Raw genomic sequence first — 24628 nt, forward strand, 5'->3', positions numbered from 1 at the left:
GCCCTGCTCCCGAGCAACCTGCCGCTTACCCGCATTCGCTGGGGCGCCAGGTGCACCGCAGGGTCCCCTCGGTCTCCGCCGCGCTGGAGTCGGCGTCACTGCCGACCGTGGCCTGGAGGTCGTTCACCTTCTTGGAGTCGGCGCTCTCACCCCGTGCCGCGGTCCAGATGACGACGATCCGGGAGGTGTCGTTCTTGAGGAACAGGGTCCGATCCGCCTCGACCTCGTCGATGACCGCCTGCTGCCAGCTGTTCGCGATGTGCCGTGCGGGGTCGGCCGCGTAGGACGGGGGGCTGCCGGCCGTGTCCTTGAGGCGCCGCAGGACGTCCGAGCGCCATTGCCCGGCCTGGGACTTCGGGATGTCGTCAGCGATGCCGTCGAAGTGGCCGAGGCCGGCGGCGCAGTTGCGGGCCGGCCCGGTATAGCGGGGGCCGGTGGCCCGGGCGGGGACCTCGGCGAGGCGTGCGGCGCACTGACGGACCTGGGCGGCGCGCAGATCGCCGTACGCGGCGGGGTCCTGGGACACCGCGCGCAGCACCTTCACGAGATCGTCGATGCGGGCCGGCATCCTCACGGTCGCGCCGTCGCGCCACGGAGCATCGTCCTCCCGACGGGTGTACTCGCCGTTGACGCCGTTGAGTATCTCCTGGGTGTCCTGGACGTAGTCCACCAGCGCCGCCGCGAGCGGGGCGCGCAGGTCCGCGGCGACGACGGGCTCCTGGCGTCGTTCGATGTCCTGGGCGACCACGGTGAGGGCGGTCTGCATGACTCGGGCTTCAGCGAGCGTGTGCTGTCCGGGAGTTGCGCCTGTCGCGGCACCCCGTATCGCCGTGCCGAGGGCGCCGCAGTCCATGTCCTCCCGGTACGCATCGCCGAGGGCACGTCGCAGGGCCATGTCGGACGACAGGCTGTCGCAGTCAGGCTCGTCCTCCCGCGTGACGACGGTGTAGCCGACCGCTCCACCGCCGAGCAGGACGATCGCGGCCGCTGCCGCAGCGAGGAGAAGTGTGCGGCGAGGGCGTGCCGTCCGGGGTGCAGTGGTGTTGTTCATCGGCCGATCGCGTCGTTGGCCAGCTTCTCGCCGGTGGTGTGGTCATTGCGCATGTCGAATTGCAGGTCGTTGACGGACGGGTCGTCCATACCCGGCATGCCTGGCCCGTTGGCCCACTCGTCGACGAGGAACTGCATCTCCCGCTGGGACTTGAGGCTACGGTCGGCGACCTCGGCGGCCGCCGCGTCGTTGTTGTAGCCCTTTTCCTCGTTGGAGACGTCGTAGGTCCAGGCGTCCAGCATGCGCTGAGCGGCGTCGCCGATCCCGGGGACCATGGTCACCGGGGTGCCGGCGACGTGGTAAATAGTCTTGGCTTTCCAGTCCTCCTGGGCGTTGGCGCTGTCCCGCTTGTCGTAGATGACGTCCTCGCGCACGGCGTCGTAGGCGCCGAGGGCGGATCCGCCCTTGCGGACGGGTTCCCGGACGGAGTCGGCGGTGTTGCCGCCGTTGTCCTCCATCTGCTTGGCGATGTACGCCGTCTCGGCCTTGTGCATCGTGCCGTACGCCTCCGGGTCCTCGGAGATCCCGCGCATCATGCGGATCAGCTTGTCCGAGTTGGGGGCCATGTGGGCGTCGTCGCTGTCGCCGAACAGGCCGTCGCCGCCTCGCCCGTGCTCCTGGGGGGTCTCGTGCGTGTACGAGCCCTGGACTCCCGAAAGGATCTCGTGGGTGTCGTTGGTGTAGTCGGCGAGGCAGTTCGCCAGTGGTTGCCGCAGGTTGGGCTTGATCTCCTCGTGGCCCGGCGCGGTGTCCATCAGCTCGACGGTGTCGCGCATGACGCGCGCCTGGCCGGCCGTGTGCGGGGGGCCCGCTGCTTCGCCGGTGGTCGCAGCTTCCAGGACGCTGCCGAGGCCGACGCGCGTGTTGGAGGCGTCGATGTGGTCGATGTTTCCGGTCGGCTCCTGCCCGCGGTAGACCTCCCGGACCTCCAGGTCGGGCCAGTCGCGCTGGTCGAGCAGGTACTCCAGACGTTTGTTGCCTCCGTCGTCGCCCGGGTCCAGGTACGCGGTGGCCGTGTCCGGATCACGACTCATGATGCCGAGCATGTCGTCCACCGGGTCCATGACGGCTACGGCGTCGACGTCGGCGCCGGCAGTGGCCTGGTCGTACTCGTTCCACAGGTCCGGGTGCTTCTTCTCGGCCGCGATGATGTCGTCGGTCAGCCCCGTGGTGAGCCGTGGGGGGTAGTCGGCGGTGTCACCGTGCTTCAGCAGGGTGGCCAGGGTCTGGTAGCCGTACGGCTGGGAGCCGTCGTCGCCGGTTCTCTTGACGCCGAGTGCACGCATGTCCTTGCGCCACTCGTCGGAGAACTCCTTGTCCCGGTTGGCGGTGGCGATGTTGTTGGCGAGGGCGTGCTGGATGTTGTTGTACTTGTCCTTGTTCGGGCCGTCGCCGGAGCGTTCGTGCTCCAGGTCCTGCGCCAGGCGCAGGGTGCCCTCGGGGCCGAGGCTGTCGATGACCATGCGACTGAACTCGGGGTCCTTCTGGTTGTGGCTCATCAGCCGGTTGAGCTCGTCGAGTTCGGCGGGCGAGAGCTTGTCACCGCTCTCGTACTTCTTCAGAAGTTTCGAGGCGCGCTGGGACTCGTCCTGGTCGACGGACTTGACGGTCTTGTCGTTGAAGCCCTCGTCACCGCCCTTGCCGGTGTTCCGTTTCAGGGCGATGGCGGCCGACTGGTCCGCGTTCGCGGCGGCCGTGAGGATGAGAACGATGCGGGCCTGCCATTGCAGAATCCTTTCCTCGTTCTGCGACGGCAGTACGCCTCCCGGACCACGCCGCTGGTCACCGTCCTCGTCCGGATCGATCAGGCTCACTTCACCCGTGCCGCTGATCCGCACTCCGTTGCGCTTGGCGTCGGCAGCCAGTTCGTGCAGGTCGGCCTTGTACTTGCGCAACTCCTCGCAGGCGTCTTCCAGGACGGCCCGTATGCCCTTCGCCTCGGTGACCGCGTCATCGAACTCCTTCTCGGCGGCCGCGACCTGGGCGCGGGCGAACATCGCGGTTCCGTCGATGCTGGTCCAACCGGCCTGGTCGAAGGGTTTTACGACGCCGTCACCGAACCCTTGGCCCCACTGCCGGTAGCGACGAATGACATCGCTCCACTGGTCCGCGGCGGTCTTCAGCGAGGCGACGTCGAGGTGGTAGAGCTGTTCGTAGGCGATGCTACTCATGGCAGGTTCCTGTCAGTCGAAGTCGGGCAGCGAGGCGTGGACGGCGTTCATCTCGGACTCGTTCGCCGACTCCGTACGGACGTGGTTGTGCGCGGTCGTGATGCACTTGTCGCCGATGTCGCCGCAGGTGCGGGCCAGACGGCGGGCCTGCTTGTCCCAACTCCCCAGCGTGCTCATCAGGGTCACACCGAGATCACCGCCCCACAGGTCACCGCTGAGGGACCCCACAGCGGCCATCATCTCGGCGTCCTCACCGACGTCCCCGTTGGAGTGCACCAGGCTGGCCAGCTGGTTGGAGTTCTCACCGGCACGGTTCAGCGCCGCCGGATCGTCGACACCGCTGAAGCCGGTGGTCTGCACACCACCAGTGCCGCCACTCGACATCGTCTGGATTCCGCCGTTCCCGGGCCCCGCGGAGTAGGTGCCGGGTGAGGGGTCGAGGTCGCGCACGTCGACGGGCTGATCGGGCGCTGCGATGGGCGAGCTCGCCGGGCCTGAGCCCGAGGTGCCGGATGCCGGCATTTGGTACGCGGCACGCGGATCCGGGCCCGTGTTCGGTGCGGATACAGGACGTATGCCACCTGTGTCGGAACTCATCGCTTCCCCCGTGTAAATGACGCGCTATCACCTGGAACCGCACGTCAACAAACCGTGATCGACTCATGGCCACCCTAGCGAAGGGGCGGTGCCGGCACCGGTGCGGCCTTTCGCGGCGGGGCCCGCGGAGTCCTGAGTGCCGGTCCGGATGCGCGAGAGCAGACAGGAGCCTACGACCGCGGTCCCGCCTCCTGCTGGGCTTCGATCTCGCCGATCAGGCCCTCGAGCGCTTCCGGATATGGACCGGCCGACGCGACGGCGCCGGCGGCACAGCCACCTGCGCCGCCTGGGCCTGGATTTTGTCATCCTCGACGCCCAGACCACCGCGGGCGGAGCCGGCAGCAGCCGCGGTCAGGCCGCGTACGGCGCGATGGCCAGCAGTTGGCCCATGGCCGCGAGCACGGACGGCTCGACCCGGTAGTACACCCACGTTCCGCGCCGCTCCGAGGTCAGGAGCCCGGCGTCCTTGAGCTTCTTCAGGTGATGGGAGACGGTCGGCTGGGAGACGCCGACGTCGGAGATGTCGCATACGCACGCCTCGCCGCCCTCGTGCGAGGCGACCGCGGAGAACAGCCGCAGCCGCACCGGGTCGCCGAGCGCCTTGAACATGCGCGCGGCCGTCTCGGCCTCCTCCGCGGTGAACGGTCGCTCGGTCAGCGGCGGGCAGCACGGCGCCACGGTCTCGGACACCTCGGGTTCCAGCAGCGGCAGCACCCTCGCATTCGACATGCATCTATGTTGACATGCACCGAACCAGCAGGGCCACTGCCACATTCCCGCATTCGGACTCACCCCGACCCCGCCGTTAATTCGGCGAATGTCTATGTTGACGCTTGTCGATACAGGTGTCATCCTGGGTTCCACAGAACATCGACAGACGTCGAAACAAAGGGGAACACCGTGGCTGTGTCCACCAACAGCGTGCCCACCACCGGCCAGCTGCCCGTCGTGGTCGTGGGAGCCGGTCCCATCGGCCTGGCCGCAGCCGCCCACCTCGTCGAGCGCGGCCTCGAACCGCTGGTGCTGGAGGCCGGCCCCTCCGCCGGGACCGCCGTACGCGACTGGGCGCACGTCCGGCTGTTCTCCCCCTGGGCCGAGGTCACCGACCCCGCCGCCGAGAAGCTCCTCGCCCCCACCGGCTGGGTCCGCCCCGACGGCGCCACCTGTCCGACCGGCGGCGACTGGGCGGAGCACTACCTCCAGCCGCTCGCCGACGTCCTCGGCGACAAGGTCCGCTACGGCACCACGGTGACCGGCGTCGCCCGGGCCGGCCGCGACCGCATCGTCGACGCCGACCGCGACGAGCAGCCCTTCACCGTGCACGTCGAGACGGCCGACGGCCACGAGGAGCGCCTCACCGCCCGCGCCGTCATCGACGCCTCCGGCACCTGGAGCGCTCCCGGCCCGATGGGCGCCGACGGTCTGGCGGCCATCGGCGAGAAGACGGCGGCCGGCCGCATCTCCTACCGCGTCCCCGACCTGAAGGACCCTGCCGTCCGCGCCCGGTACGCGGGCAGGCGCACCGCTGTCATCGGTTCCGGCGCCTCCGCCTTCACCGCGCTCGCCCACCTGGCAGACCTGGCCAAGGACGAGCCGGGCACCCACGCGGTGTGGATCCTGCGCCGGGGCATCGGCACCAACACCTACGGCGGCGGCGAAGCCGACCAGCTCCCCGCCCGCGGCGCCCTCGGCCTGCGCGCCAAGGAAGCCGTCGAGGCCGGCCACGCCGGCGCGGTCACCGGCTTCCGCACCGAGGCCGTGGAACGCGCCGGCGACCAGCTCGTCCTCGTCGCCGAGGACGGCCGCCGCCTCGACCCCGTCGACGGGGTCATCGTCCTGACCGGCTTCCGCCCCGACCTGTCCTTCCTCTCCGAGATCCGCCTGGGCCTCGACGAACGCCTCCAGGCCCCGACCGCCCTCGCCCCGCTCATCGACCCCAACGTCCACTCCTGCGGCACGGTCTACCCGCACGGGGTGGGTGAGCTCTCCCACCCCGAGCAAGGCGTCTACCTGGTCGGCATGAAGTCCTACGGCCGCGCCCCGACCTTCCTCGCCATGACCGGCTACGAGCAGGTCCGCTCCATCACCGCCGCACTCGCCGGCGACCGGGAAGCCGCCGAGCGCGTCGAGCTGACCCTGCCGGAGACCGGCGTATGCGGTGGAGCGGGCCTGTACGACGACCCCGATGCCGCCCAGAGCGGCGAAGGCGGAGGCTGCTGCGCGGCCCCGGCCACCCTGCAGATCGGCGCCGGCGCCCCGACCACGGCAGCCGGCGGCTGCTGAACCCGCATCCTCACCAAGGAGGTTCGCCATGTCCCGCGTACAACTTGCCCTCCGCGTCCCGGATCTCGACGCCTCGGTCGCCTTCTACAGCAAGCTGTTCGGCACCGAGCCCGCCAAACTCCGGGACGGTTACGCCAACTTCGCCATCGCCGAGCCTCCGCTCAAGCTCGTTCTGATCGAGGGCACCGCGGACGAGGCGACCCGCCTTGACCACCTCGGCGTCGAGGTCGAGGCGACGGAAGCGGTCCACGCGGCCACCGCCCGCCTGAGCGAGGCGGGCCTGGCCACGACCGAGGAGAACGACACCACCTGCTGCTACGCCCTCCAGGACAAGGTCTGGGTCCACGGCCCCGGCCAGGAACCCTGGGAGGTCTACGTCGTCAAGGCCGACGCAGACACCCTCGCCAAGCAGCAGGACAGCACCTGCTGTACCACCCCGGCCGAGTCCACCGTCGAGGAACCGGCCGCCGCGGGCGGCTGCTGCTGACCCCGCCGATGACCGACCTCTCCACGCCCTCGGGGCCGCGACCGGAACGGGGGACCGGCCTGCCGAGACCGGTGTGGCCGCCGTCATCGCGGACGGCCTGGACCGTCAGGGCGTCAGGCCGCGGCAGGCCATGGCCCACAGGCGCAGGTACTGAGCCAGGGAGACGTGGGCACCCTGCTGATCACGGAGGTCGTCGGGGGGAGCCGGGTGGGCTCGGGTGTGGAGAGCGACGGCGCGGATGAACAGGACGGCCAGTGCGCAGACATCCTCCGGGCGGGTGCCTGCCGGCAGTTCACCGGCCCGGGAGGCCTCCTCGGCGAGTTGCCGCACCTGCGGATGCCAGGCGCTGGACCAGCGCTTCAGGCCGGCCGAGTGGTCCAGTTCCAGGCGGGCGGCCGCGCGTACCGCCGCGTTCGTGTGGAGGGTGCGCGTGATACCCGTGACCACCTGCGAGAGACGGGCCAGCGGCGTGGGCGCGGCCGACAGCGCGTCGCCGACCGACGCCCGGACCGCCGCCAGTGCGCTGTCCACCACTGCGTCGGCGAGATCGGCCTTGGAGCGGAAGTGAAAGGTCAGCGCGCCGTTCGACAGCCCGGCAGCGCGCGAGACCCGCCCCAGCGAGACGCCCGCGTAACCGTCGCGCGCGAACTCCACGGCAGCCGCCTCGACGAGGGCGGCACGCGTCACCGTCGCCCGGTCCTGCTTGGTCACGTATCGGTTCTCTCTCGTTCTTCCTCCCGGCTTGCGGGGACCTGACGGGCCGCCAGATCCCCGGTCGCACCGGCGCCTTCAGTCGCTCGCCGCCACGGCGAGCCGGAGGTGCGGCTGTGCCTGGGCATCAAGCCCGAGCCGCTGGAGCGTGCGCCCGTACAGCATGCGGACGTAGAAATCGTCCGGGCGCTGCTCCACGAGCGGTTCCAGTACGGTCCGGGCCCGATTGAGCTGGGCGGACCCGTAGTAGGCGCGGGCCGCGAGGATCCGCACGGCGGGGTCCTCGGCGAAGTCCGCCAGCAGTGGACGCAGCAGGGTGAGCGCGCCGAGCGGGTCCCGCTCCTCCATCAGCGACTCCGCCCAGCGCATGCGGTTCACCTCGGCCGGTACGTCGGGCTGCCGGCGGATCCCGGCCAGGAAGTCCCCGATCGCCTCGGACGTCTGCGCGCCGGCCAGCGCCTGGCTGCCCACGACGAAGGAGGGTGATGTGCGGACCTTGCGCGCCTTGCCCTGCAGCAGCAGCTCGCGGGTGAGCAGTTCACCGGCATCGGTCTCCAGCAGCCCCGGCCCCGCAGCGAATCCCGCCCGAAGGGCGACGTCACGCAGCACTGCCCGGTCGCCGATGTCCCGCCCCTCGATGAAGTAGGCGTGCATCAGGCCTTCGGCCAGCGCGTCCTGCACTGCGGAGCCGGCGCGTTCGTGAGCCAGCGCGAGGAGCCGGTGGGCGTCGTGGCTGCTGACGCGCCAGCTCGCACCCCGCCAGGGGCCAAGCCCTTCCGCCGCCGCGATCTCCGAGATCCGCACCCGGTTCTCGGCCGGCGTGAGGCCGGGCGCGCAGGCGCGCAGTGCCTCGTCCATGAGCGGGTCGCGCATGGCCTCGTCCATGGGAAGGGCCGTGACGGGGGCGCTCGGGTCGATACGGAACGGCCGCCAGACCACCTCGACATCGTCGCGGTCCGCGATCGCCCGCTCCAGGCGGCGCTTACCGATGTACGCCCACGCGCAGACGACGTCTGCCCAGATCTCGATTCGCATAATCCCAGAGTAGGCAACGACAGTAGTTTATGCAACACGTGTCTATTAGTGCCTCCGTGGAGAGGCCACGCCCGGCAACGCTCACCCTCGTGGAGCGCCGCGGTCCGCCCAAGACCCGTACGGGCTGGCCGATCGAGCAGGGCCGGGGCCGCGTTTCGGCTACCTGCGATGGGCATTGCCCGCTCGCGTGCCCGGCCTGGAAAGTGATGGTGCGCCCGGTCGGAGCGAGGGATCGGCCGCACCGCCATCCCGATCGGCCGCCGGGCCGCCGCGGCCCCGCCTGCCCTGCTCCTGCCGACGGCCCATGCCCCGTCCGGCCCACTCGGCCGGCCGTCCGGCCGGCCCGCCCGAACCCTTCCGTCACGCTTCAGGGAGACACGTATGACCACCGCCCCCGCCGCCGTAGGCTTCGGCGCGTTCATCTCGCCGCTGCATCCGCCGGGTGAGGCCCCCGACCTGCAGATGTGGCGCAATCTCGACCTGATCTCCTGGCTCGACGACCTCGGCCTCGACGAGGTCTGGGTCGGGGAGCACCACTCCGGAGGGTGGGGCACCATCAGTTCGCCGGAGGTCTTCCTCGCCGCGGCGGCCGAACGCACCCGTCGCATACGCCTGGGGACCGGCGTGGTGAGCCTGCCGTACCACCACCCGTTCCACGCCGCGTCCCGCATCGTGCAGCTCGACCACATGACCCGTGGCCGGGTCATGTTCGGTGTCGGTTCCGGGTCGTCACCCGCGGACGCCCACATGCTCGGCGTCGAGGCGGTCGACACCCGCCGTATGACCGGGGAGGCGCTGGAGGTCATACGCCCCCTGCTGGCCGGGGAGACGGTGACCCGTTCCACCGACTGGTTCACCCTGCGTGACGCACGGCTGCACCTGATGCCGTACTCGCCGGATCTGGAGGTGGCCATATCCAGCGCCTCGTCGCCGGTCAGCATGCGCCTCGCCGGACGTTACGGGCTCAGCCCCCTGTCGTTCGGCGCACCGGTCCCGGGTGCGCCCCCGATCGACCTCGCGGCCCAGTGGGCGCACGCCGAGACGGCCGCGGCGGAGGCGGGCAGCGCCATGCGCCGCGGCGACTGGCGGATCGTGCTCCCGGTGCACGTGGCCGAGACGACCAAGCAGGCGTACGCCGACGTCCGCGAGGGCTTCCGGCGCTTCGCCCACGGGTACTTCCGGGACACCCTCGGGCTGCCGGTCGAATTCCCCGGAGTCCCCGCCGGCGAGGAGGTCGCGGCGATGGCCGAGTCCGGCGCCGCCATCGTCGGATCGGTCGACGACTGCATCGAGGCCGTGGAGCGGCTGGTGGAGCGGACCGGCGGCTTCGGCAGGCTGCTCGTCGCGGTGAACGACTGGGCCCCGCGCGAGCAGACCCGGCACAGCTTCGAACTCCTCGCGCGCTACGTGGCACCGCACTTCGACGGGCGACTGGACGGTCCGCGGCAGTCCGGCCGATGGGTTCAGGAGAACCGTTCCGCCTTCATGGGCAAGGCCGTCGCCGCTTTCCAGCAGGCGACGTCCGGATCCGGGGCCTGACCATGAGTGCGACAAGTACGGCATCCCCGGTCCCGTCCCGTCCGGCGCGCGGCCCGGCACCGGCCGCCACCACCACGGGGGCCGAGGCGCCGACGGGCACCACGACCGGCGCGGGCGGCGCCTCCAGACTCGACTCGCTGACGGGGCTGCGGTGGTGGGCGGCACTGCTGGTGTTCGGGGAGCACGCCGGGAAGCTCATGCTGAGCACCCCCGCGGGCTCCACCGACCTCTCCCCGCTGGACACCGCCCTGCATGCGGTGTTCGGAACCGGATTCGTGGGTGTGAGCTGCTTCTTCATCCTCAGCGGATTCGTCCTCGCGTGGTCCCGCAAGCCGAACGACACCGCCCGGAGGTTCTGGCAGCGACGCTTCGCCAAGATCTATCCCGTCTTCTTCGTCACCACCGTGCTGGCGATCGTGTGGATCGCGACCACCACGGACGCGCTCCCCGGCTGGCAGCTGGTTCTGACCCACCTGTTCCTGGTCCAGTCCTGGGTGCCGGACCAGTCCGTGTCCTACGGCCTCAACCCGGTTGCCTGGTCGCTGAGTTGCGAGGCGTTCTTCTACTTCGCGTTCCCGGCCCTGTACGCCGCCATGGCATCGGCCCGGGCGCTCACCCTGCGCTGGGTGGCCGGACTGTGCGCGGTGGCCGCGTTCGTGGTGCCGTACCTGGCGTCCAGCGCCTTCACGCTCAAGCACCCCGGCGGTTCCGAGAGCATTCCGACGGAGTCCATCGGCGGACCGTTCATGTACTGGTTCGTCTACGTCTTCCCGCTCATGCGGCTCGCCGAGTTCGTCTGCGGCATCGCGCTCGCCTGCCTGGTGCGCCGCGGACTGTGGCGGGGGCCGGGCGTTCCCGTGGCGCTCGTGCTGGCCGTCGGCTCCATCTGGCTGGGCACGTACGCACCCGAACCGCTGCAGCGCGTGGCGGTGACGTTCGTACCCTTCGCACTGCTGATCGCGGCCCTGGCCCAGGCGGACGTCACGGGCCGGTGGACGCCCCTGCGCAGCCGCACGATGGTGTTCCTCGGGGAGATCTCGTTCGCGCTGTACATGGTGCAGCTGGTGTTCCTGATGTGGACCGGCGTCCATCTGCGCGGCTGGCTGCACGAGTTGGGGCTGCTGGCCTCACCTGAGGCGGCGGCACCCATGTGGCTGGGAGTGGTGGTCTTCCTGCTCTATCTCGCGGTGTGCTCCGTCCTCGCCTGGGCGCTGTACCGGGGGGTCGAGCGTCCCATGATGCGGGTCCTGCGCCCGCGTAGCGCGGGCCCTGCCGCTCCGAGCTGAGCCCGCCGGCCGCCGTACGCGTACATCCCGGCTCGCAAAGCCGCACCGCCCCGCCGACTCACCACGTGTCGGCGGGGCGGTGCGGCTTTGCGGCGGTCGCGAGCCGACCCTGGCCGGGGATGGCTCCCGACCGCCCCGACACGCCCGGGCCCGGCGCGCTTCTTGCGCACCGGGCCCGGGGCAGGGGTGGGGGCAGGGGTGAGGGTGGGACGGCGGGAATCAGTCGATCACGATGTCGGGGCCGTAGAGGTCGATCCAGGTGGCCAGTTCCAGCACCCGCTCCAGGCCGTGCCGCACGGAGATGTCCATCCGGGCAGGGTCCGTGGCGACGGCGCGGGCCAGCCACTCATCACTGACCAGCGAGAAGAGGGTGCTGTTCGGTTCCGCGGCGACCTGCTTGGCCTGCTGCTGAAGTGACTGCTGGTAGAACGGGTCCTGAGTGGACGGGTAGGGGCTCTTCCTGCGGTCTGCCACGGACGCCGGCAGGACGTCGCGGACGGCGGCCCTGAGCAGGCTCTTCTCCCGGCCGTCGAAGGTCTTCAGGCTCCACGGCGTGTTGAACACGTACTCGGTCAGCCGGTGATCGCAGAAGGGCACCCGGACCTCCAGCCCGCTGGCCATGCTCATCCGGTCCTTGCGTTCGAGCAGCGACGGCATCCACCGGGTGAGGTTGAGATAGCTGATGCGCCGCATCCGCGCCTCCAGGCCGTCCTCACCGGGCAGCCGTGGCACCTCCGCGACAGCGTCGGCATAGCGGTCCCGTGCGTACTCGACCAGCCGCAGCCGCTCCCTGACCTCGGGGCGCAGCAGCTTCAGCGCCTCCTGTTCGGCGTCACCGAAGAGAGCCATCCACGGGAAGGTGTCCGCCTGTTGCGCGGCGGGATGGTGGAACCACAGGTACCCGCCGAAGAGTTCGTCCGCGGCCTCGCCGGACAGGGCGACCGTCGAGCGCTCCCGCACGGCGCGGAACAGCAGATACAGCGAGAGATCCATGTCACCGTGCACACCCGGCAGGTCGCGGGCACGGACCGTGGCCCGGCGCACCTGCTGGTCCGTCATGGCGCGGGAGTCGAGGACGACGTCGTGGTGATCGGTGCCCACATGGGCGACGACCTCGCGGATGTACGGCGCGTCCTGGGTCTCGCGCAACTCCGTCGCCTGGAACGTCTCGGCGCCGTCGGCGAACTCCACCGCGAACGTGCGGACGCGTTCGTCGCCGTGGTCGCGGCGCAGCCCCGCGGCGGTCAGCGCGGTGAGCGCGCTGGAGTCGAGACCTCCGGACAGCAGAACGCACCGGCTCACGTCGGAGACCATCTGCCGGGCGGCGATGTCCTCCAGCAGCTCCCGGATGTGCGAGGTCGTGGTCGCCAGGTCGTCCGTGTGTTCGTGCGCCTCCAGCTTCCAGTACACGCGCTCGCGCACGCCGGTCCGGTCGACGGTCACCATGGTGCCGGGGCGCATCTCGCGCATGCCCCGCCAGATGGCCTGCCCCGGGGTCCGGGTGAACAGGAACATCTCGCGCAGACCGTCGGCGTCGACGGTCCGGTCGCTGTCGGGGTGGGCGAGCACCGCTTTGAGCTCCGAGCCGAACAGGACGCCGTCGGCGGTCGGGCGGTAGAAGAGCGGCTTGACCCCGGCACGGTCACGGACCAGGAGCAGCCGCTCCGACCGGGAGTCCCAGATCGCGAAGGCGAACATCCCGTTGAGCTTCTCGACGCAGGCGTCGCCCCACTCCAGGTAGGCGCGCAGCACCACCTCGGTGTCGCTCCGCGTCGTCCAGGTGTGCCCGCGACCGGTGAGGAGTTCACGCAGTTCCCGGTAGTTGTAGACCTCGCCGCTGTACGTGATGACGACCTCGCCGCCGGGCACCGCGGCGGACATGGGCTGTCGCCCGCCCTCCAGGTCGATGATCGCGAGCCGGCTGTGCGCAAGGGCCGCGTGACGGCCGGTCCAGACGCCGTGGGCGTCCGGACCACGGCAGGACATGGTGGCGTTCATCGCTTCCACGGTGTCGACGTGATGGGCCAGATCCTGGGTGAAGGACACCCAGCCGGTGATGCCGCACATCGGTTCTCTGCCTCCAGGGGAAGTCGCCGCACGCCCGCCCGGGCGCGCAGCAGCGCGCGGGTCGAGCGGGTGCGGAAGGAAAGGGGGATCCGCCGGATCGTACGAACCGGACGGCGGTCCGTCCGAGCCCTGACGCCCTGCACGAACGAGCACTCCGGACGGCGCGCCGCGAGCCCTTCGTTCGTCCGCCCCTTCGGGCCTCCGGGCACGGCTTCGCACGTGGAACGCTGCAAGGGGCCTGCCTGCGGCACCGATCGGCCGCGACAGGAGGCGCTGACCGACGCCCGCATCTAATCAACACGTGTTGTTTAGACGTCGCCTGTTGGCTATTCTGACGGCCCGGCAGCGGCCACCCCCACTGCATCTCCCCCTGTGTACCGAGAGGTTGGACCTCATGGGACTCTGGCTCGCACCAATGGTGCTGGCACTTTTCACCTTCGGCACCGCCGACTTCGTCGTCGCGGGCATCCTGCGCGAACTGGCCGACGGTCTCGGAACGAGCGAGTCGGCCACGGGCCAACTGGTGACCGTCTACTCGATCGTGTACGCGATCTGCGCGCCCCTGGCGGCCGTGGTCACCGCCCGCGTGCCCCGCCGCACGCTCGCCGCCTGGGCTGTCACGCTCTTCATCCTCGGCAATGTCGTCGCCGCGACCGCGGGTTCCTACGAAGTGCTGCTCGCCTCCCGTGTGGCGAGCGCGATGGCCGCCGCCGCGGTGACTCCGATGTGCTTCGCCGCCGCGGGCACCGTCCCGCCGGAGGGGCAGCGCGGCAAGGCGCTCGGCCTGCTCAGCGGCGGCATCATGCTGGCCCAGCTCCTCGGCGTGCCGATCGGCACCTGGCTCGGCGGCACCTGGGGCTGGCAGGCGGCCTTCTGGATGTGCGTGGCGCTCGGCGCGGTCGTCCTCGTCAGCATGCTCGCGCTGCTTCCGCCGCTGGAGCCGCCGCCGGCCATGGCGCTGCGCGAGCGGCTCGCCCCGGTCACCCACGGCCCCGTCCTGAGGGGGCTCAGCGCGATGATGCTGCTGTCCGCGGGCAGCATGATGATGATGACGTACATCGCCCCCATCACCTCGGCGGCGGGCGACGTCGGCACCAACGGCATCGCGGGGCTGTTCGTCGCGGCCGGCTTCGCCGGTCTCGTCGCGACCCAGATCGGCGGCACGGCAAGCGACAAGCTGGGCCCGCTGCGCACCGTCCTCATCGGCGCCGGGACGCTGGTGACCGCGATGGTCGGCCTGTCCGGCTCGGTCCTGTGGGGCGAGACCCCCTTCTGGCTGCTGGTCCTGCTGGTCATGGTCATGGCCTTCGCGATCGGCATGCTCAACCCGCCGCTCGCCGTCTGGCTGCTCAGCCGCGCCGGTGCGTCCGGCAACGAGGTGATGGCGCTCAACGCCAGCGTCATGTACCTCGGCACGTCACTGGGCGGTGTACTGGGCGGCCTGCTGCTCGCCCTGTCCGGCCCCGGGGCGCTCCCCGCACTGGCGGTGGTGGAGACGGCACTGGTCGTCCTTCTGATCGCCACGGCGGGCCGGGGCGCGGCCGGGGAGCAGGGCGCCACCGCCGGCACCGCGCCGGCCGAACGCGAAGCCGCTCCTCAGGCGCACTGATCACGCTGACGCCTCGGTGGCCGCCGGACCCGGGTCCGGCGGCCACCGCATGTATGGCGGTCGTCTCACTGTGCGACCGGTCATTGAAAACCAATCGTTCGTTTTTTATTCTGGGGGGGACACGGAAACTGGATGCCCGTGTCCCCTTCCGGCTCAAAACGCCGTCCCACCAGGTCGAGACACATCTGGGCCCACGCATCCAGGTACCAGGGGGAGAGACATGAACGCCGAGTATCCGACCGCTCGCCATATCGCCGTGGTGCTGCAGGACGTCGTCCAGCGCTATGGCATCGAGGCCATGATCCGAACCGTGGCCGACGGGAGTTCGGTCCGCTGTTTCGCCACCGGTGAGGACGTCGTCGCCCGGCTTCCCGACGCTCCGGATCTCGTCCTCCTCGCCGCGAAGGAGGCCGGTGAGCAGTGGCCGGAGTACGCCGAGAAGCTGCGGAGCCTCGGGACGCGCCTGCTGGTCCTCGTCGACGGCGGCGACGACCAGGACATCGAGCGCGCCGCGAAGATCCACGGGCAGGGTTTCGTGGACCAGCAGGACCTCAACACACAGACCCTGTCCGCCGCGGTGACCGACGTACTGGAAGGCAGGCTGTTCGTCTCCTCCACCCTGGCCCGGACACTGCTCGGCAGGGCGGGACAGAGGCGCTCCATGGACCAGGACTTCCGCGGCACCACTCTGACGCCCCGGGAGCTCGAGGTCCTTCAGCTGCTGGCCGAAGGGCTGAGCAACAAGCAGGTGGCGCGCCGTCTGGTGATCTCCGAGCACGGTGTGAAGCGGCTGGTGAGCAACATCCTGGCCAAGCTGAACTGCCCCAACCGCACGATGGCGGTGGTCAGGGCGATGCAGGAGGGCATACTCGCACCGGAGCCCGCTTGACCGGTGCCCGCCGCCGGCCGGGGCAGCGCGCTCCGGCCAACGCGTCTCAACGCCGTACGACGGCCACGGCGACCGCCGCACGGTGGCCGGGCCCCGCGGGCAGGTCCCGCACCGCCCAGGTGTCCGGCCCGCCCTCGGCACCCCGGTGGCCGACCAGTGCTGTCGCGCGGTCCGGGCGTACCTCCACGCGGCGCAGATCGGTCGCCACCCCGACGCCGCTGCCCTTCACGACCGCCTCCTTGCGGGTCCAGCACCGGGCGAACTCGGCCGGCCACGTCTCAGGGGGACGGCTCGTCAGATAGGACCGCTCGGCAGGGCTGAGCACCGCCTCGTGCAGTCCCGGCGGCACCTGGCGACGCAGGCGCTCGACGTCTGCTCCGACCGCGGTGCCGTCGGCCACCGCGCACAGCCAGTCGGGGCCCGAATGGGACAGGCTGAACTGCACGCCGGTGACCGGGAACGTGATCACCGGGCGGCCGTGCTTCCGCTCACCGCAGACCGGGCACGGTTCACGGCCGAACTCGATCGCGGCGGGATCCGTGTGCAGCACGGACGCCAGAGCACGGCGCAGCGCGGCATGCGCCCCCGCGTAGCGTGCGGCCAGGACGGGGGCGTGGAACGACCGGTAGCGGACGGACTCCTGCGCGGACAACAGGCGCAGGTCCTCCTCGCCCGGCTCGTCGGCCAGCCGGCCCCGCCAGACCGGGACCGGTGTTCCGAGCACGTCGTAGACCCGTCCGGCCTCGGCCCAGTCGGCAGCGACCCGTCCGGAGTCGTCCCGTCCGGAGTCAGGGCCGTACGGATCCGTCTTACCCCCGACGGTCCCCCCGGCCGTCACGCGGCACCGGCCGGGGACTGTTCCCGCTCCGCCCTGAGGCGGAGCCTGATCGCGTGCGAGCGGACCAGCCAGTCCCACAGGCGCGCGCGGTCCTCCGCGTTCAGATCGTCCAGGGTCAGCCCGAACACCCCCGCCACGGTGTCCCACCACTCGTCGGCCGAGGTCAGTTCGCGCACCGTTCGGCTGCCGGAGCGGTCGACGCGGCTCAGCACACACCCGCACAGGCCGTCGACACCGTCCGCGTCCCGCCGGTACACCGAGGCGATCCGCACGAACACCGAGGCCGGCGACATGGACATCACCCGGTGCATGGCCTGGAAGTCGGGCGCGGCGGCCGACGCGGTCGAGAAGTCCATGCCCGCGAACTTGCCGTGCGCGTGGTGGTCGAGGCGCCACCCGCCCGGTTCCGTCGCCGACCGCCCGAGCCGGTACCGGAACGGACCCTGCTCGTACACACCCGCCCGCAACGGCAACGGCTCATGCAGGGCGTCCCCCATACCGACGTCGGCGAGCCAGGTCTCACCCCCCACCGACACGGTGAGGGTCAGATGGTTGCCGTTCGCGCCCGGTGCGGGCGTGCCCCGGTCCACCTGGATTCCGCCGCGGTGCCACGTCACCTCGTAGCCGAGCGCCGTCAGCAGTTGCGCGAAGGCTCCGTTGAGGTGGAAGCAGTAACCGCCGCGGCCCGTCAGGACACGTTCCACCGAGTACTCCGGAGCCATGGACGTACGACGGCCCAACTGGAAGTCGAGCGTCTCGTACGGCACGCGCTCCACGTGCGCGGCGTGCAGCGCCCTGAGCCCCTCCACGCTGGGGCGACCGGTGTGATCGATCCGCAGGCGGTCGAGGTAGCGGCGGACATCAGGCGACCGCATCGGGCAACTCCTCCCCGGGAACGGGGTCGACGGCCACTTCCGCCACACCGCGCGCCACCGTCCTGCCATCCGAACGGCGGGCGACGAGCCGGACCACCGCCCGGAAGTCCCCGTCCCCGGTCCGCGTCACGTCGGTCACCGTCCCGGTGCAGGTGATCGCGTCACCGCCCGGCACCGGTGCCACGAAAGAGGTCCGCAGCGCACGCAGCCGGTCCTGGGACGCCCATGACGTCACCAGTCGGCCCAGCAGCGCCATCGTCAGCATGCCGTGGGCGATCACACCGGGCAGCCCCGCGGCGCGCGCCGCTTCGGGGTCCAGATGGATCGGGTTGGTGTCTCCGGACGCAACGGCGAACGCGGCCGCCAGCTCAGGGGTGACCGCGGGCAGCCGCAGCGCGGGCAGTTCCGCACCGGGACACGTGGCGAAGGCGTCCGTCGCCGTCATGCCGCGCTCCCGGTCGTCGCCCGCGCCTGTACCGCCACGACCTGGCGCAGCCACGCCACCCGACCGCCGTCGGGACGACGGACCACCGTTTCCCGGGCCACGAACTCCCTGGGGCCTCGGCCGGGCAGCGAGGGCACGGCGAAGGACGGCGACAGCAGCAGCGTGTCACCGGCACAGACGGACGAGTCGTAACCGAACTCCTGTGAGACGTGGAGGCAGGACGCCGGATCGGCGCCCGCATCGGCCAGCCGGCGCAGTACGTCTCCCCGTTCGAGATCGACGCCGAACAGGTACGTGGGCGGCGCCAGGATGTCGCGGTGGCCGGCGGCCCTCGCCGCCGCACTGTCGTGGTGCACGTCGTCCGTCGCGCCGATGGCGTCGGCGAAACGCCGGACGGCGTCCCGCTCGACGCGGACCCGGTAGGCGGGCAGCGGACCGGCCAGTCTCTCGGCGATGAGCATCGCTTCTCCGTCGCTGTCGTCGGTGCCGGTCCGCTACGTCCACCAGGACACTCCCTTGATCGGCGTACCGGCTCGAAGTGCCCACTGTCACGGGTGCTCGGGCCCCCGGGCAACGCCGTCCGGGCTGGCACATCGACGCCCCCGATGCCCCCGGGCGGTGACCGGGTGACCGGCCCGCTCGGGCGGGCCATCCAGGCCTCCCGCACCGGCGGGCCGCCTTGGTAGGCATGGCAGGGCGGCGATCCCGTGCCCGACAGGCCCGGCCGGCTCCCCTGCGGATCGCCACGAGCGACACGCCGGCCGGGCCCTTCACGACCGACTGCGCGGACGGACGCGCCGGCCACCGGGAGCGCACAGCGCGCGAGTGGCGATCGACAGCCGAAGGAGCCAACGAGATGACAGCGCCGGCGTGCCCCGGGAGCGAACCGCGGGCCGTACAACTGCTCACCCCGCGGGGTGAGCGGATCAGGAACGCGGAGTACGACGGCTTCACGGCCGATGTGACCGCCGCTGACCTGCGCGGCCTCTACCGCGACATGGTGCTCACCCGGCGTTTCGACGCCGAGGCCACCTCCCTGCAGCGCCAGGGCGAGCTGGGCCTGTGGCCGTCGCTGCTCGGCCAGGAGGCCGCCCAGATCGGCTCCGGCCGCGCCCTGCGAGACGACGACTACGTCTTCACCACGTACCGCGAGCACGGCGTCGCCTGGTGCCGCGGCGTCGAACCGGCCGCGCTGATGGCCCAGTTCCGGGGCGTGGACCACGGCGGCTGGGACCCGAGCAGCAACAACTTCCACCTCTACACCATCGTCATCGGCTCCCAGACGCTGCACGCCACCGGCTACGCGATGGGGGTGGCCAAGGACGGCGCGGACTCGGCGGTCGCCGCCTACTTCGGTGACGGCGCGACCAGCCAGGGCGATGTCGCCGAGGCGTTTACGTTCGCCGCCGTTCACGACGCGCCGGTGGTGTTCTTCTGTCAGAACAACCAGTGGGCGATCTCGGAGCCGACGGAGAAGCAGACCCGGGTGCCGCTCTATCAGCGGGCGCAGGGTTTCGGCTTCCCCGGCGTCCGTGTCGACGGCAACGACGTGCTGGCCTGTCTGGCCGTGACGAAGTGGGCGCTGGAGCGTGCCCGCGGCGGCGAGGGTCCGACGCTGGTCGAGGCGTACACGTACCGCATGGGCGCCCACACCACGTCCGACGACCCCACCCGCTACCGCGGTGACGAGGAGCGCCTGGCCTGGGAGGCGAAGGACCCGATCCTGCGCCTTCGCCGTTACCTGGAGGCTTCAAACCACGCGGACGAGGGATTTTTCGCGGAACTGGAGGCCGAGAGCGAGGCGTTGGGCAAACGAGTGCGCGAGGCGGTGCGTGCCATGCCGGACCCGGACCACTTCGCCATCTTCGAGAACGTGTACGCGGACGGGCATGCGCTCGTCGACGAGGAGCGTGCCCAGTTCGCCGCCTACCAGGCGTCGTTCGCGGACGTAGAGGGGGGTCACTGAGATGGCAGCGGAAAAGATGGCTCTGGCCAAGGCGATCAACGAGTCGCTGCGCCGCGCCCTGGACACGGACCCCAAGGTCCTCGTCATGGGCGAGGACGTCGGCAAGCTCGGCGGCGTCTTCCGGGTGACGGACGGTTTGCAGAAGGACTTCGGCGAGAGCCGTGTCATCGACACCCCGCTCGCGGAGTCCGGCATCGTCGGTACGGCGATCGGCCTCGCCCTGCGCGGCTACCGCCCGGTCGTGGAGATCCAGTTCGACGGCTTCGTCTTCCCGGCCTACGACCAGATCGTCACGCAGCTGGCGAAGATGCACGCCCGCTCGCTGGGCAAGGTCAAACTCCCGGTCGTCGTCCGCATCCCCTACGGCGGCGGCATCGGCGCGGTGGAGCACCACTCCGAGTCCCCGGAGGCGCTCTTCGCGCACGTGGCGGGTCTGAAGATCGTCAGCCCCTCCAACCCGTCGGACGCGTACTGGATGATGCAGCAGGCCGTGCAGAGCGACGACCCGGTGATCTTCTTCGAGCCGAAGCGGCGTTACTGGGACAAGGGCGAGGTCAACACCGAGGCGATCCCGGGCCCGCTGCACAAGGCGCGGGTCGTGCGCGAGGGCACGGACCTCACCCTGGCCGCCTACGGCCCGATGGTGAAGCTGTGCCAGGAGGTCGCCGACGCGGCCGCCGAGGAGGGCAAGTCCCTGGAGGTCCTGGACCTGCGCTCGGTCTCCCCGCTCGACTTCGACTCCATCCAGGCCTCCGTCGAGAAGACCCGCCGCCTGGTCGTGGTCCACGAGGCGCCGGTGTTCTTCGGCTCGGGTGCGGAGATCGCCGCCCGGATCACGGAGCGCTGCTTCTACCACCTGGAGGCCCCGGTGCTGCGGGTCGGCGGTTATCACGCCCCGTATCCGCCGGCGCGCCTGGAGGAGGAGTACCTGCCGGGCCTGGACCGGGTGCTCGACGCCGTCGACCGTGCCCTGGCGTACTGAGGGAGAAGACCTGTGATACGCGAGTTCAAGATGCCCGATCCCGGCGAGGGGTTGACTGAGGCGGAGATCCTCAAGTGGTACGTCCAGCCGGGCGACACGGTCACCGACGGCCAGGTGGTGTGCGAGGTCGAGACGGCCAAGGCGGCCGTGGAACTGCCCATCCCGTACGACGGGGTGGTCGACGAACTCCACTCCGGTGAAGGGGAAGTTGTCGCTGTGGGCGTGCCGATCATCACGGTGCGCACAGCGCCGGCGGACACAGCGGTCATCGCGGAACCGGCCGACCGCGAGCCGGTGCTGGTCGGCTACGGCGTAACCCCGTCCGCCACCGAGCGCCGCCCGCGCAAGGGCCGCGCCGCACCGGCCTCGTGGTCCGGCACTGTGCTCACAGGCGAGCCCCGTCCGCTGGCGAAGCCGCCGGTGCGCAAGCTGGCCAAGGACCTGGGCGTCGACTTGGCCACCGTGACCCGGACCGGCCCCGGCGGCATCATCACGCGCGAGGACGTCCGCGCGGCGGTAGCCCCCCAGGCCCCGGCAGCGGAGCCGGTACCGCAGCCCGCCCCCGCGCCGGTGGTCACGTACGACGCGGTCCGTGAGACCCGTGTCCCGGTCAAGGGCGTCCGCAAGGCGACGGCGGCGGCGATGGTCGGCTCGGCGTTCACCGCGCCGCACGTCACCGAGTTCATCACCATCGACGTGACGCGCACGATGAAGCTGGTCGAGGAGCTCAAGGAGGACAGGGAGTTCGCGGGCCTGCGCGTGAATCCCCTGCTGCTGATCTCCAAGGCCCTGCTGGTCGCGATCAAGCGCAACCCGGACGTCAACGCGTCCTGGGACGAGGCGAACCAGGAGATCGTGCACAAGCACTACGTCAACCTGGGCATCGCGGCGGCGACCCCGCGCGGTCTGATCGTCCCGAACATCAAGGACGCCCACACCAAGACGCTCCCGCAACTGGCCGAGGCGCTCGGTGAGCTGGTGTCCACGGCACGGGAGGGCAAGACCACCCCGGCCACGATGCAGGGCGGCACGGTCACCATCACCAACGTCGGCGTCTTCGGCGTCGACACCGGCACCCCGATCCTCAACCCCGGCGAGTCCGCGATCCTCGCGGTCGGCGCGATCAAGCTCCAGCCGTGGGTCCACAAGGGCAAGGTCAAGCCCCGCCAGGTCACCACCCTGGCCCTCAGCTTCGACCACCGCCTGGTGGACGGCGAGCTGGGCTCCAAGGTCCTGGCCGACGTCGCCGCGATCCTGGAACAGCCCAAGCGGCTGATCACCTGGACGTGACGGGCCGGCCGCCCTGACCATCCAGCGACAGCAAGCGATACACGACTCACGTTGCTTATTCAGCATCTGTCGTGCATCACCTATGCTGGTTCCATGCCGAACAAGCCGACCGCGACCGCCGAGCGCATGGACCCCCGCGTCCGGCGCACCCGTGCCCTTCTGCGTTCCGCGGCGCTGGAACTCGCCGCGGAACGCGACGTGGAAGCACTGACCATCGCCGACATCGCCGAGCGGGCGACGGTGAACCGCGCGACGGTCTACCTGCACTACCGCGATCGTGACGCCCTCCTCCTCGACGCGATGGAGGAGGAAGTGGGCCGTCTGGCGCGTGCGGCGGCACAGTGCCCGCTGACCAGGGCAGCGGGGCGTGCCCCGAAAGAACTGGTGGCCCTCTTCCGCCACGTGGAGGCGAACGACACGCTCTACCAGCGGATGCTGGGCCCGAGCGGTGCCGCCCGCTTCATCAACCGGCTCCGTGAACTGCTGGCGCACGAGGTGGCCGTGCAGTTGAGCGGGTCGGACGCCGATCTCCCGGCGGCCGACCCGTCACTCGAACTGCGCGCGCACTACCTGGCAGGGGCCTTCGTCGGCGTGTTCACCCACTGGGTGTCGATGCCCGACAGGCCGTCGGCGGCTCAGGCGGCCAGGGAAGTCTGGGCACTGTTGCGTGGGGCCTCCCGCACATAGCCGACAGCGTCACGACGGCAAGCCCGGTTGACGGCCGACACGACCGCCCCGAAGGACGCCCGGACGGCGTCCTCATCGATTCCGATGCCCCACAGGACCTTGCCGTCGATCGCGCACTCGATGTAGGAGGCGGCCTGCGCGGAGGCGCCCTCGCTCATCGTGTGCTCCTGGTAGTCCAGTAGGTGGGCGTTGATGCCGATGGACTGCAGGGCGTCGAAGAAGGCCGAGATCGGACCGTTGCCCGAGCCGGTCAAGGTCGTCTCCGTGCCGTCGACGGTGGCCTGCACGGTGAGGACGTCCACACCATCGGTCCCGGACGTGGTCCGACCGCTCTTGAACCGGATACGGCCCCAGGGGTTCTCCGGGTTCGGCAGGTACTCGTCCTGGAAGACCGCCCAGATGTCACCGCCGGTGACCTCGCCGCCCTCGGCATCCGTCTTGGCCTGGATCAGCTTCGAGAACTCGATCTGCATCCGGCGCGGCAGGTCCAGCTTGTGGTCGTTCTTCAGGACGTAGGCGATACCGCCCTTCCCGGACTGCGAGTTGACGCGGATGACCGCCTCGTAGGAGCGGCCGACGTCCTTGGGGTCGATCGGCAGGTACGGCACCGCCCACTCGATGTCGTCGACCGTGACGCCCCTGGCGGCCGCGTCGGCCTCCATCGCGTCGAAGCCCTTCTTGATGGCGTCCTGGTGGGAGCCGGAGAAGGACGTGTAGACCAGGTCGCCCACGTACGGATGGCGCGGGTGGACCTCCATCTGGTTGCAGTACTCCCACACCCGGCGGATCTCGTCGATGTCGGAGAAGTCGATCTGCGGGTCGACGCCCTGCGAGAACAGGTTCATCCCCAGCGTGACCAGGTCGACGTTGCCGGTGCGCTCACCCTGCCCGAACAGACAGCCCTCGATACGGTCGGCACCCGCCATCAGCGCCAGCTCCGCCGCCGCCACCGCCGTACCGCGGTCGTTGTGCGGATGGACCGACAGACAGACATGCTCACGCCGCGACAGGTTACGGCCCATCCACTCGAAGCGGTCCGCGTGCGTGGACGGCGTCGAACGCTCCACCGTGGCCGGCAGATTGAGGATGATCTCGCGGCCCGGACCGGGCTGATAGACGTCCATCACCGCCTCGCAGACCTCCAGCGCGAAGTCCAGCTCGGTGTCCGTGAAGATCTCCGGCGAGTACTGGTAGCCGAACTCCGTCTCCGGACCCAGCAGCTTCTCGGCGTACTCCATCACCAGACGGGTGCCGTCGACGGCGATCTGCTTGATGTCGTCCCTGGAGCCGCGGAAGACGACCCGGCGGAAGACGGGGGCGGTGGCGTTGTACAGATGCACCGTCGCCCGCCTGGCGCCCTTCAGCGACTCCACCGTGCGCTCGATCAGGTCCTCGCGGGCCTGGGTCAGCACGGAGATGGTGACATCGTCGGGGATCGCCCCGGGCTCCTCGATGATGGAGCGTACGAAGTCGAAGTCCGTCTGCCCCGACGCGGGGAAGCCGACCTCGATCTCCTTGTAGCCCATCTTGACCAGCAGGTCGAACATCCGGCGCTTGCGCTCGGGCGACATCGGGTCGATCAGCGCCTGGTTGCCGTCACGCAGGTCGGTGGAGAGCCAGCGGGGGGCGGTGGTGACGCGGTTCTGGGGCCAGGTGCGGTCCGGGATGTCGACCTGCTCGTAGCGGCCGTACTTGTGGATCGGCATGGAACTGGGCTGCTGACGGTTCGCCATGATGCTTCGGCTCCTCAAGAGTTCCGGTACAGGCCGGCGGATGAACCGGGGAACGGACGGGCCGACCCGCGCACGACGCTGTGCGGT

General features: G+C 70.6%; 21 protein-coding genes and 1 pseudogene. 10 read left to right on the forward strand and 12 right to left on the reverse strand.

The window, feature by feature from the left end; genetic code table 11:
• Positions 1-25: 25 nt before the first annotated feature.
• The 4 genes from ACZ4UU_RS11025 to ACZ4UU_RS11040 all read right to left on the reverse strand — a co-directional run bounded on the left by ACZ4UU_RS11025 (position 26) and on the right by ACZ4UU_RS11040 (position 4548).
• Positions 26-1051: a hypothetical protein gene (locus tag ACZ4UU_RS11025; protein ID WP_468038596.1), complete on the reverse strand. Its 1026-nt coding sequence runs from the start codon at positions 1049-1051 to the stop codon at positions 26-28.
• Positions 1048-3222 carry a hypothetical protein gene (locus tag ACZ4UU_RS11030; protein ID WP_468038598.1) on the reverse strand — a complete coding sequence of 725 codons (2175 nt, stop codon included), beginning with the start codon at positions 3220-3222 and terminating at the stop codon, positions 1048-1050. The genes ACZ4UU_RS11025 and ACZ4UU_RS11030 overlap by 4 nt, the downstream gene beginning before the upstream one ends.
• A 12-nt stretch (positions 3223-3234) precedes the next feature.
• Entirely contained in the window at positions 3235-3672 is a 438-nt protein-coding gene (locus tag ACZ4UU_RS11035) for a hypothetical protein (RefSeq protein ID WP_468038600.1), read from the reverse strand.
• 498 nt (positions 3673-4170) lie between these two features.
• A complete protein-coding gene (locus ACZ4UU_RS11040; RefSeq protein ID WP_468038602.1) occupies positions 4171-4548 on the reverse strand; it encodes an ArsR/SmtB family transcription factor in 378 nt (125 codons plus the stop codon).
• 177 nt (positions 4549-4725) lie between these two features.
• Between ACZ4UU_RS11040 and ACZ4UU_RS11045 the strand changes: the two genes are divergently transcribed.
• Both ACZ4UU_RS11045 and ACZ4UU_RS11050 read left to right on the forward strand, forming a co-directional pair.
• Positions 4726-6102 carry an FAD-dependent oxidoreductase gene (locus ACZ4UU_RS11045; protein ID WP_468039194.1) on the forward strand — a complete coding sequence of 459 codons (1377 nt, stop codon included), beginning with the start codon at positions 4726-4728 and terminating at the stop codon, positions 6100-6102.
• A 28-nt stretch (positions 6103-6130) separates the two neighbouring features.
• Complete coding sequence (locus ACZ4UU_RS11050) at positions 6131-6589, forward strand: ArsI/CadI family heavy metal resistance metalloenzyme (protein ID WP_468038604.1); 459 nt, start codon at positions 6131-6133, stop codon at positions 6587-6589.
• A 105-nt stretch (positions 6590-6694) separates the two neighbouring features.
• On the opposite strand, the gene ACZ4UU_RS11055 is transcribed toward ACZ4UU_RS11050, so the two are convergent.
• A complete protein-coding gene (locus tag ACZ4UU_RS11055; RefSeq protein WP_468038606.1) occupies positions 6695-7300 on the reverse strand; it encodes a TetR family transcriptional regulator in 606 nt (201 codons plus the stop codon).
• Between the two features lie 78 nt (positions 7301-7378).
• Entirely contained in the window at positions 7379-8335 is a 957-nt protein-coding gene (locus ACZ4UU_RS11060) for a DsbA family protein (RefSeq protein WP_468038608.1), read from the reverse strand.
• A gap of 381 nt (positions 8336-8716) precedes the next feature.
• On the opposite strand from ACZ4UU_RS11060, the gene ACZ4UU_RS11065 reads away from it, so the two are divergent.
• Both ACZ4UU_RS11065 and ACZ4UU_RS11070 read left to right on the forward strand, forming a co-directional pair.
• Positions 8717-9874 carry an LLM class flavin-dependent oxidoreductase gene (locus ACZ4UU_RS11065; RefSeq protein ID WP_468038610.1) on the forward strand — a complete coding sequence of 386 codons (1158 nt, stop codon included), beginning with the start codon at positions 8717-8719 and terminating at the stop codon, positions 9872-9874.
• Positions 9875-9876: 2 nt separating this feature from the next.
• Complete coding sequence (locus ACZ4UU_RS11070; protein WP_468038612.1) at positions 9877-11160, forward strand: acyltransferase family protein; 1284 nt, start codon at positions 9877-9879, stop codon at positions 11158-11160.
• A gap of 219 nt (positions 11161-11379) precedes the next feature.
• Here the strand turns inward: ACZ4UU_RS11070 and asnB are convergent, their stop codons facing one another.
• Entirely contained in the window at positions 11380-13227 is a 1848-nt protein-coding gene (gene asnB / locus ACZ4UU_RS11075) for an asparagine synthase (glutamine-hydrolyzing) (RefSeq protein WP_468038614.1), read from the reverse strand.
• Between the two features lie 394 nt (positions 13228-13621).
• On the opposite strand from asnB, the gene ACZ4UU_RS11080 reads away from it, so the two are divergent.
• Positions 13622-14836: an MFS transporter gene (locus tag ACZ4UU_RS11080; RefSeq protein ID WP_468038616.1), complete on the forward strand. Its 1215-nt coding sequence runs from the start codon at positions 13622-13624 to the stop codon at positions 14834-14836.
• A gap of 220 nt (positions 14837-15056) precedes the next feature.
• Entirely contained in the window at positions 15057-15725 is a 669-nt protein-coding gene (locus ACZ4UU_RS11085) for a response regulator transcription factor (protein WP_361936974.1), read from the forward strand.
• 46 nt (positions 15726-15771) lie between these two features.
• Here the strand turns inward: ACZ4UU_RS11085 and ACZ4UU_RS11090 are convergent, their stop codons facing one another.
• Genes ACZ4UU_RS11090 through ACZ4UU_RS11105 form a run of 4 tightly spaced genes read right to left on the reverse strand, consistent with a single transcriptional unit; the run spans position 15772 to position 18344 of the window.
• Positions 15772-16563, reverse strand: coding sequence for a 4'-phosphopantetheinyl transferase family protein (locus tag ACZ4UU_RS11090; protein ID WP_468038619.1), 792 nt, complete (start codon positions 16561-16563; stop codon positions 15772-15774).
• A complete protein-coding gene (locus ACZ4UU_RS11095) occupies positions 16560-17438 on the reverse strand; it encodes an arylamine N-acetyltransferase family protein (protein ID WP_468038621.1) in 879 nt (292 codons plus the stop codon). Before ACZ4UU_RS11095 ends, ACZ4UU_RS11090 begins: the two co-directional genes overlap by 4 nt.
• Positions 17425-17883: a MaoC/PaaZ C-terminal domain-containing protein gene (locus ACZ4UU_RS11100; protein WP_468038623.1), complete on the reverse strand. Its 459-nt coding sequence runs from the start codon at positions 17881-17883 to the stop codon at positions 17425-17427. Before ACZ4UU_RS11100 ends, ACZ4UU_RS11095 begins: the two co-directional genes overlap by 14 nt.
• On the reverse strand, positions 17880-18344 hold the full coding sequence (locus tag ACZ4UU_RS11105) for an FAS1-like dehydratase domain-containing protein (RefSeq protein WP_468038625.1): 465 nt from the start codon (positions 18342-18344) through the stop codon (positions 17880-17882). The genes ACZ4UU_RS11100 and ACZ4UU_RS11105 overlap by 4 nt, the downstream gene beginning before the upstream one ends.
• 395 nt (positions 18345-18739) lie before the next feature.
• On the opposite strand from ACZ4UU_RS11105, the gene pdhA reads away from it, so the two are divergent.
• The 4 genes from pdhA (at position 18740) to ACZ4UU_RS11125 (ending at position 22808) form a co-directional block, all read left to right on the forward strand.
• Positions 18740-19849 carry a pyruvate dehydrogenase (acetyl-transferring) E1 component subunit alpha gene (pdhA, locus tag ACZ4UU_RS11110; RefSeq protein ID WP_468038627.1) on the forward strand — a complete coding sequence of 370 codons (1110 nt, stop codon included), beginning with the start codon at positions 18740-18742 and terminating at the stop codon, positions 19847-19849.
• 1 nt (position 19850) lies between these two features.
• Positions 19851-20831: an alpha-ketoacid dehydrogenase subunit beta gene (locus ACZ4UU_RS11115; RefSeq protein WP_468038629.1), complete on the forward strand. Its 981-nt coding sequence runs from the start codon at positions 19851-19853 to the stop codon at positions 20829-20831.
• Positions 20832-20861: 30 nt separating this feature from the next.
• Complete coding sequence (locus tag ACZ4UU_RS11120) at positions 20862-22121, forward strand: dihydrolipoamide acetyltransferase family protein (protein ID WP_468039196.1); 1260 nt, start codon at positions 20862-20864, stop codon at positions 22119-22121.
• A gap of 93 nt (positions 22122-22214) precedes the next feature.
• Complete coding sequence (locus ACZ4UU_RS11125) at positions 22215-22808, forward strand: TetR/AcrR family transcriptional regulator (RefSeq protein ID WP_468038631.1); 594 nt, start codon at positions 22215-22217, stop codon at positions 22806-22808.
• 14 nt (positions 22809-22822) lie between these two features.
• Here the strand turns inward: ACZ4UU_RS11125 and leuA are convergent.
• A pseudogene (gene leuA / locus ACZ4UU_RS11130) lies at positions 22823-24541 on the reverse strand (2-isopropylmalate synthase); the annotation flags it as partial.
• Between the last annotated feature and the right edge of the window lie 87 nt (positions 24542-24628).

This window comes from Streptomyces sp. NPDC028907 (genome assembly GCF_055564995.1).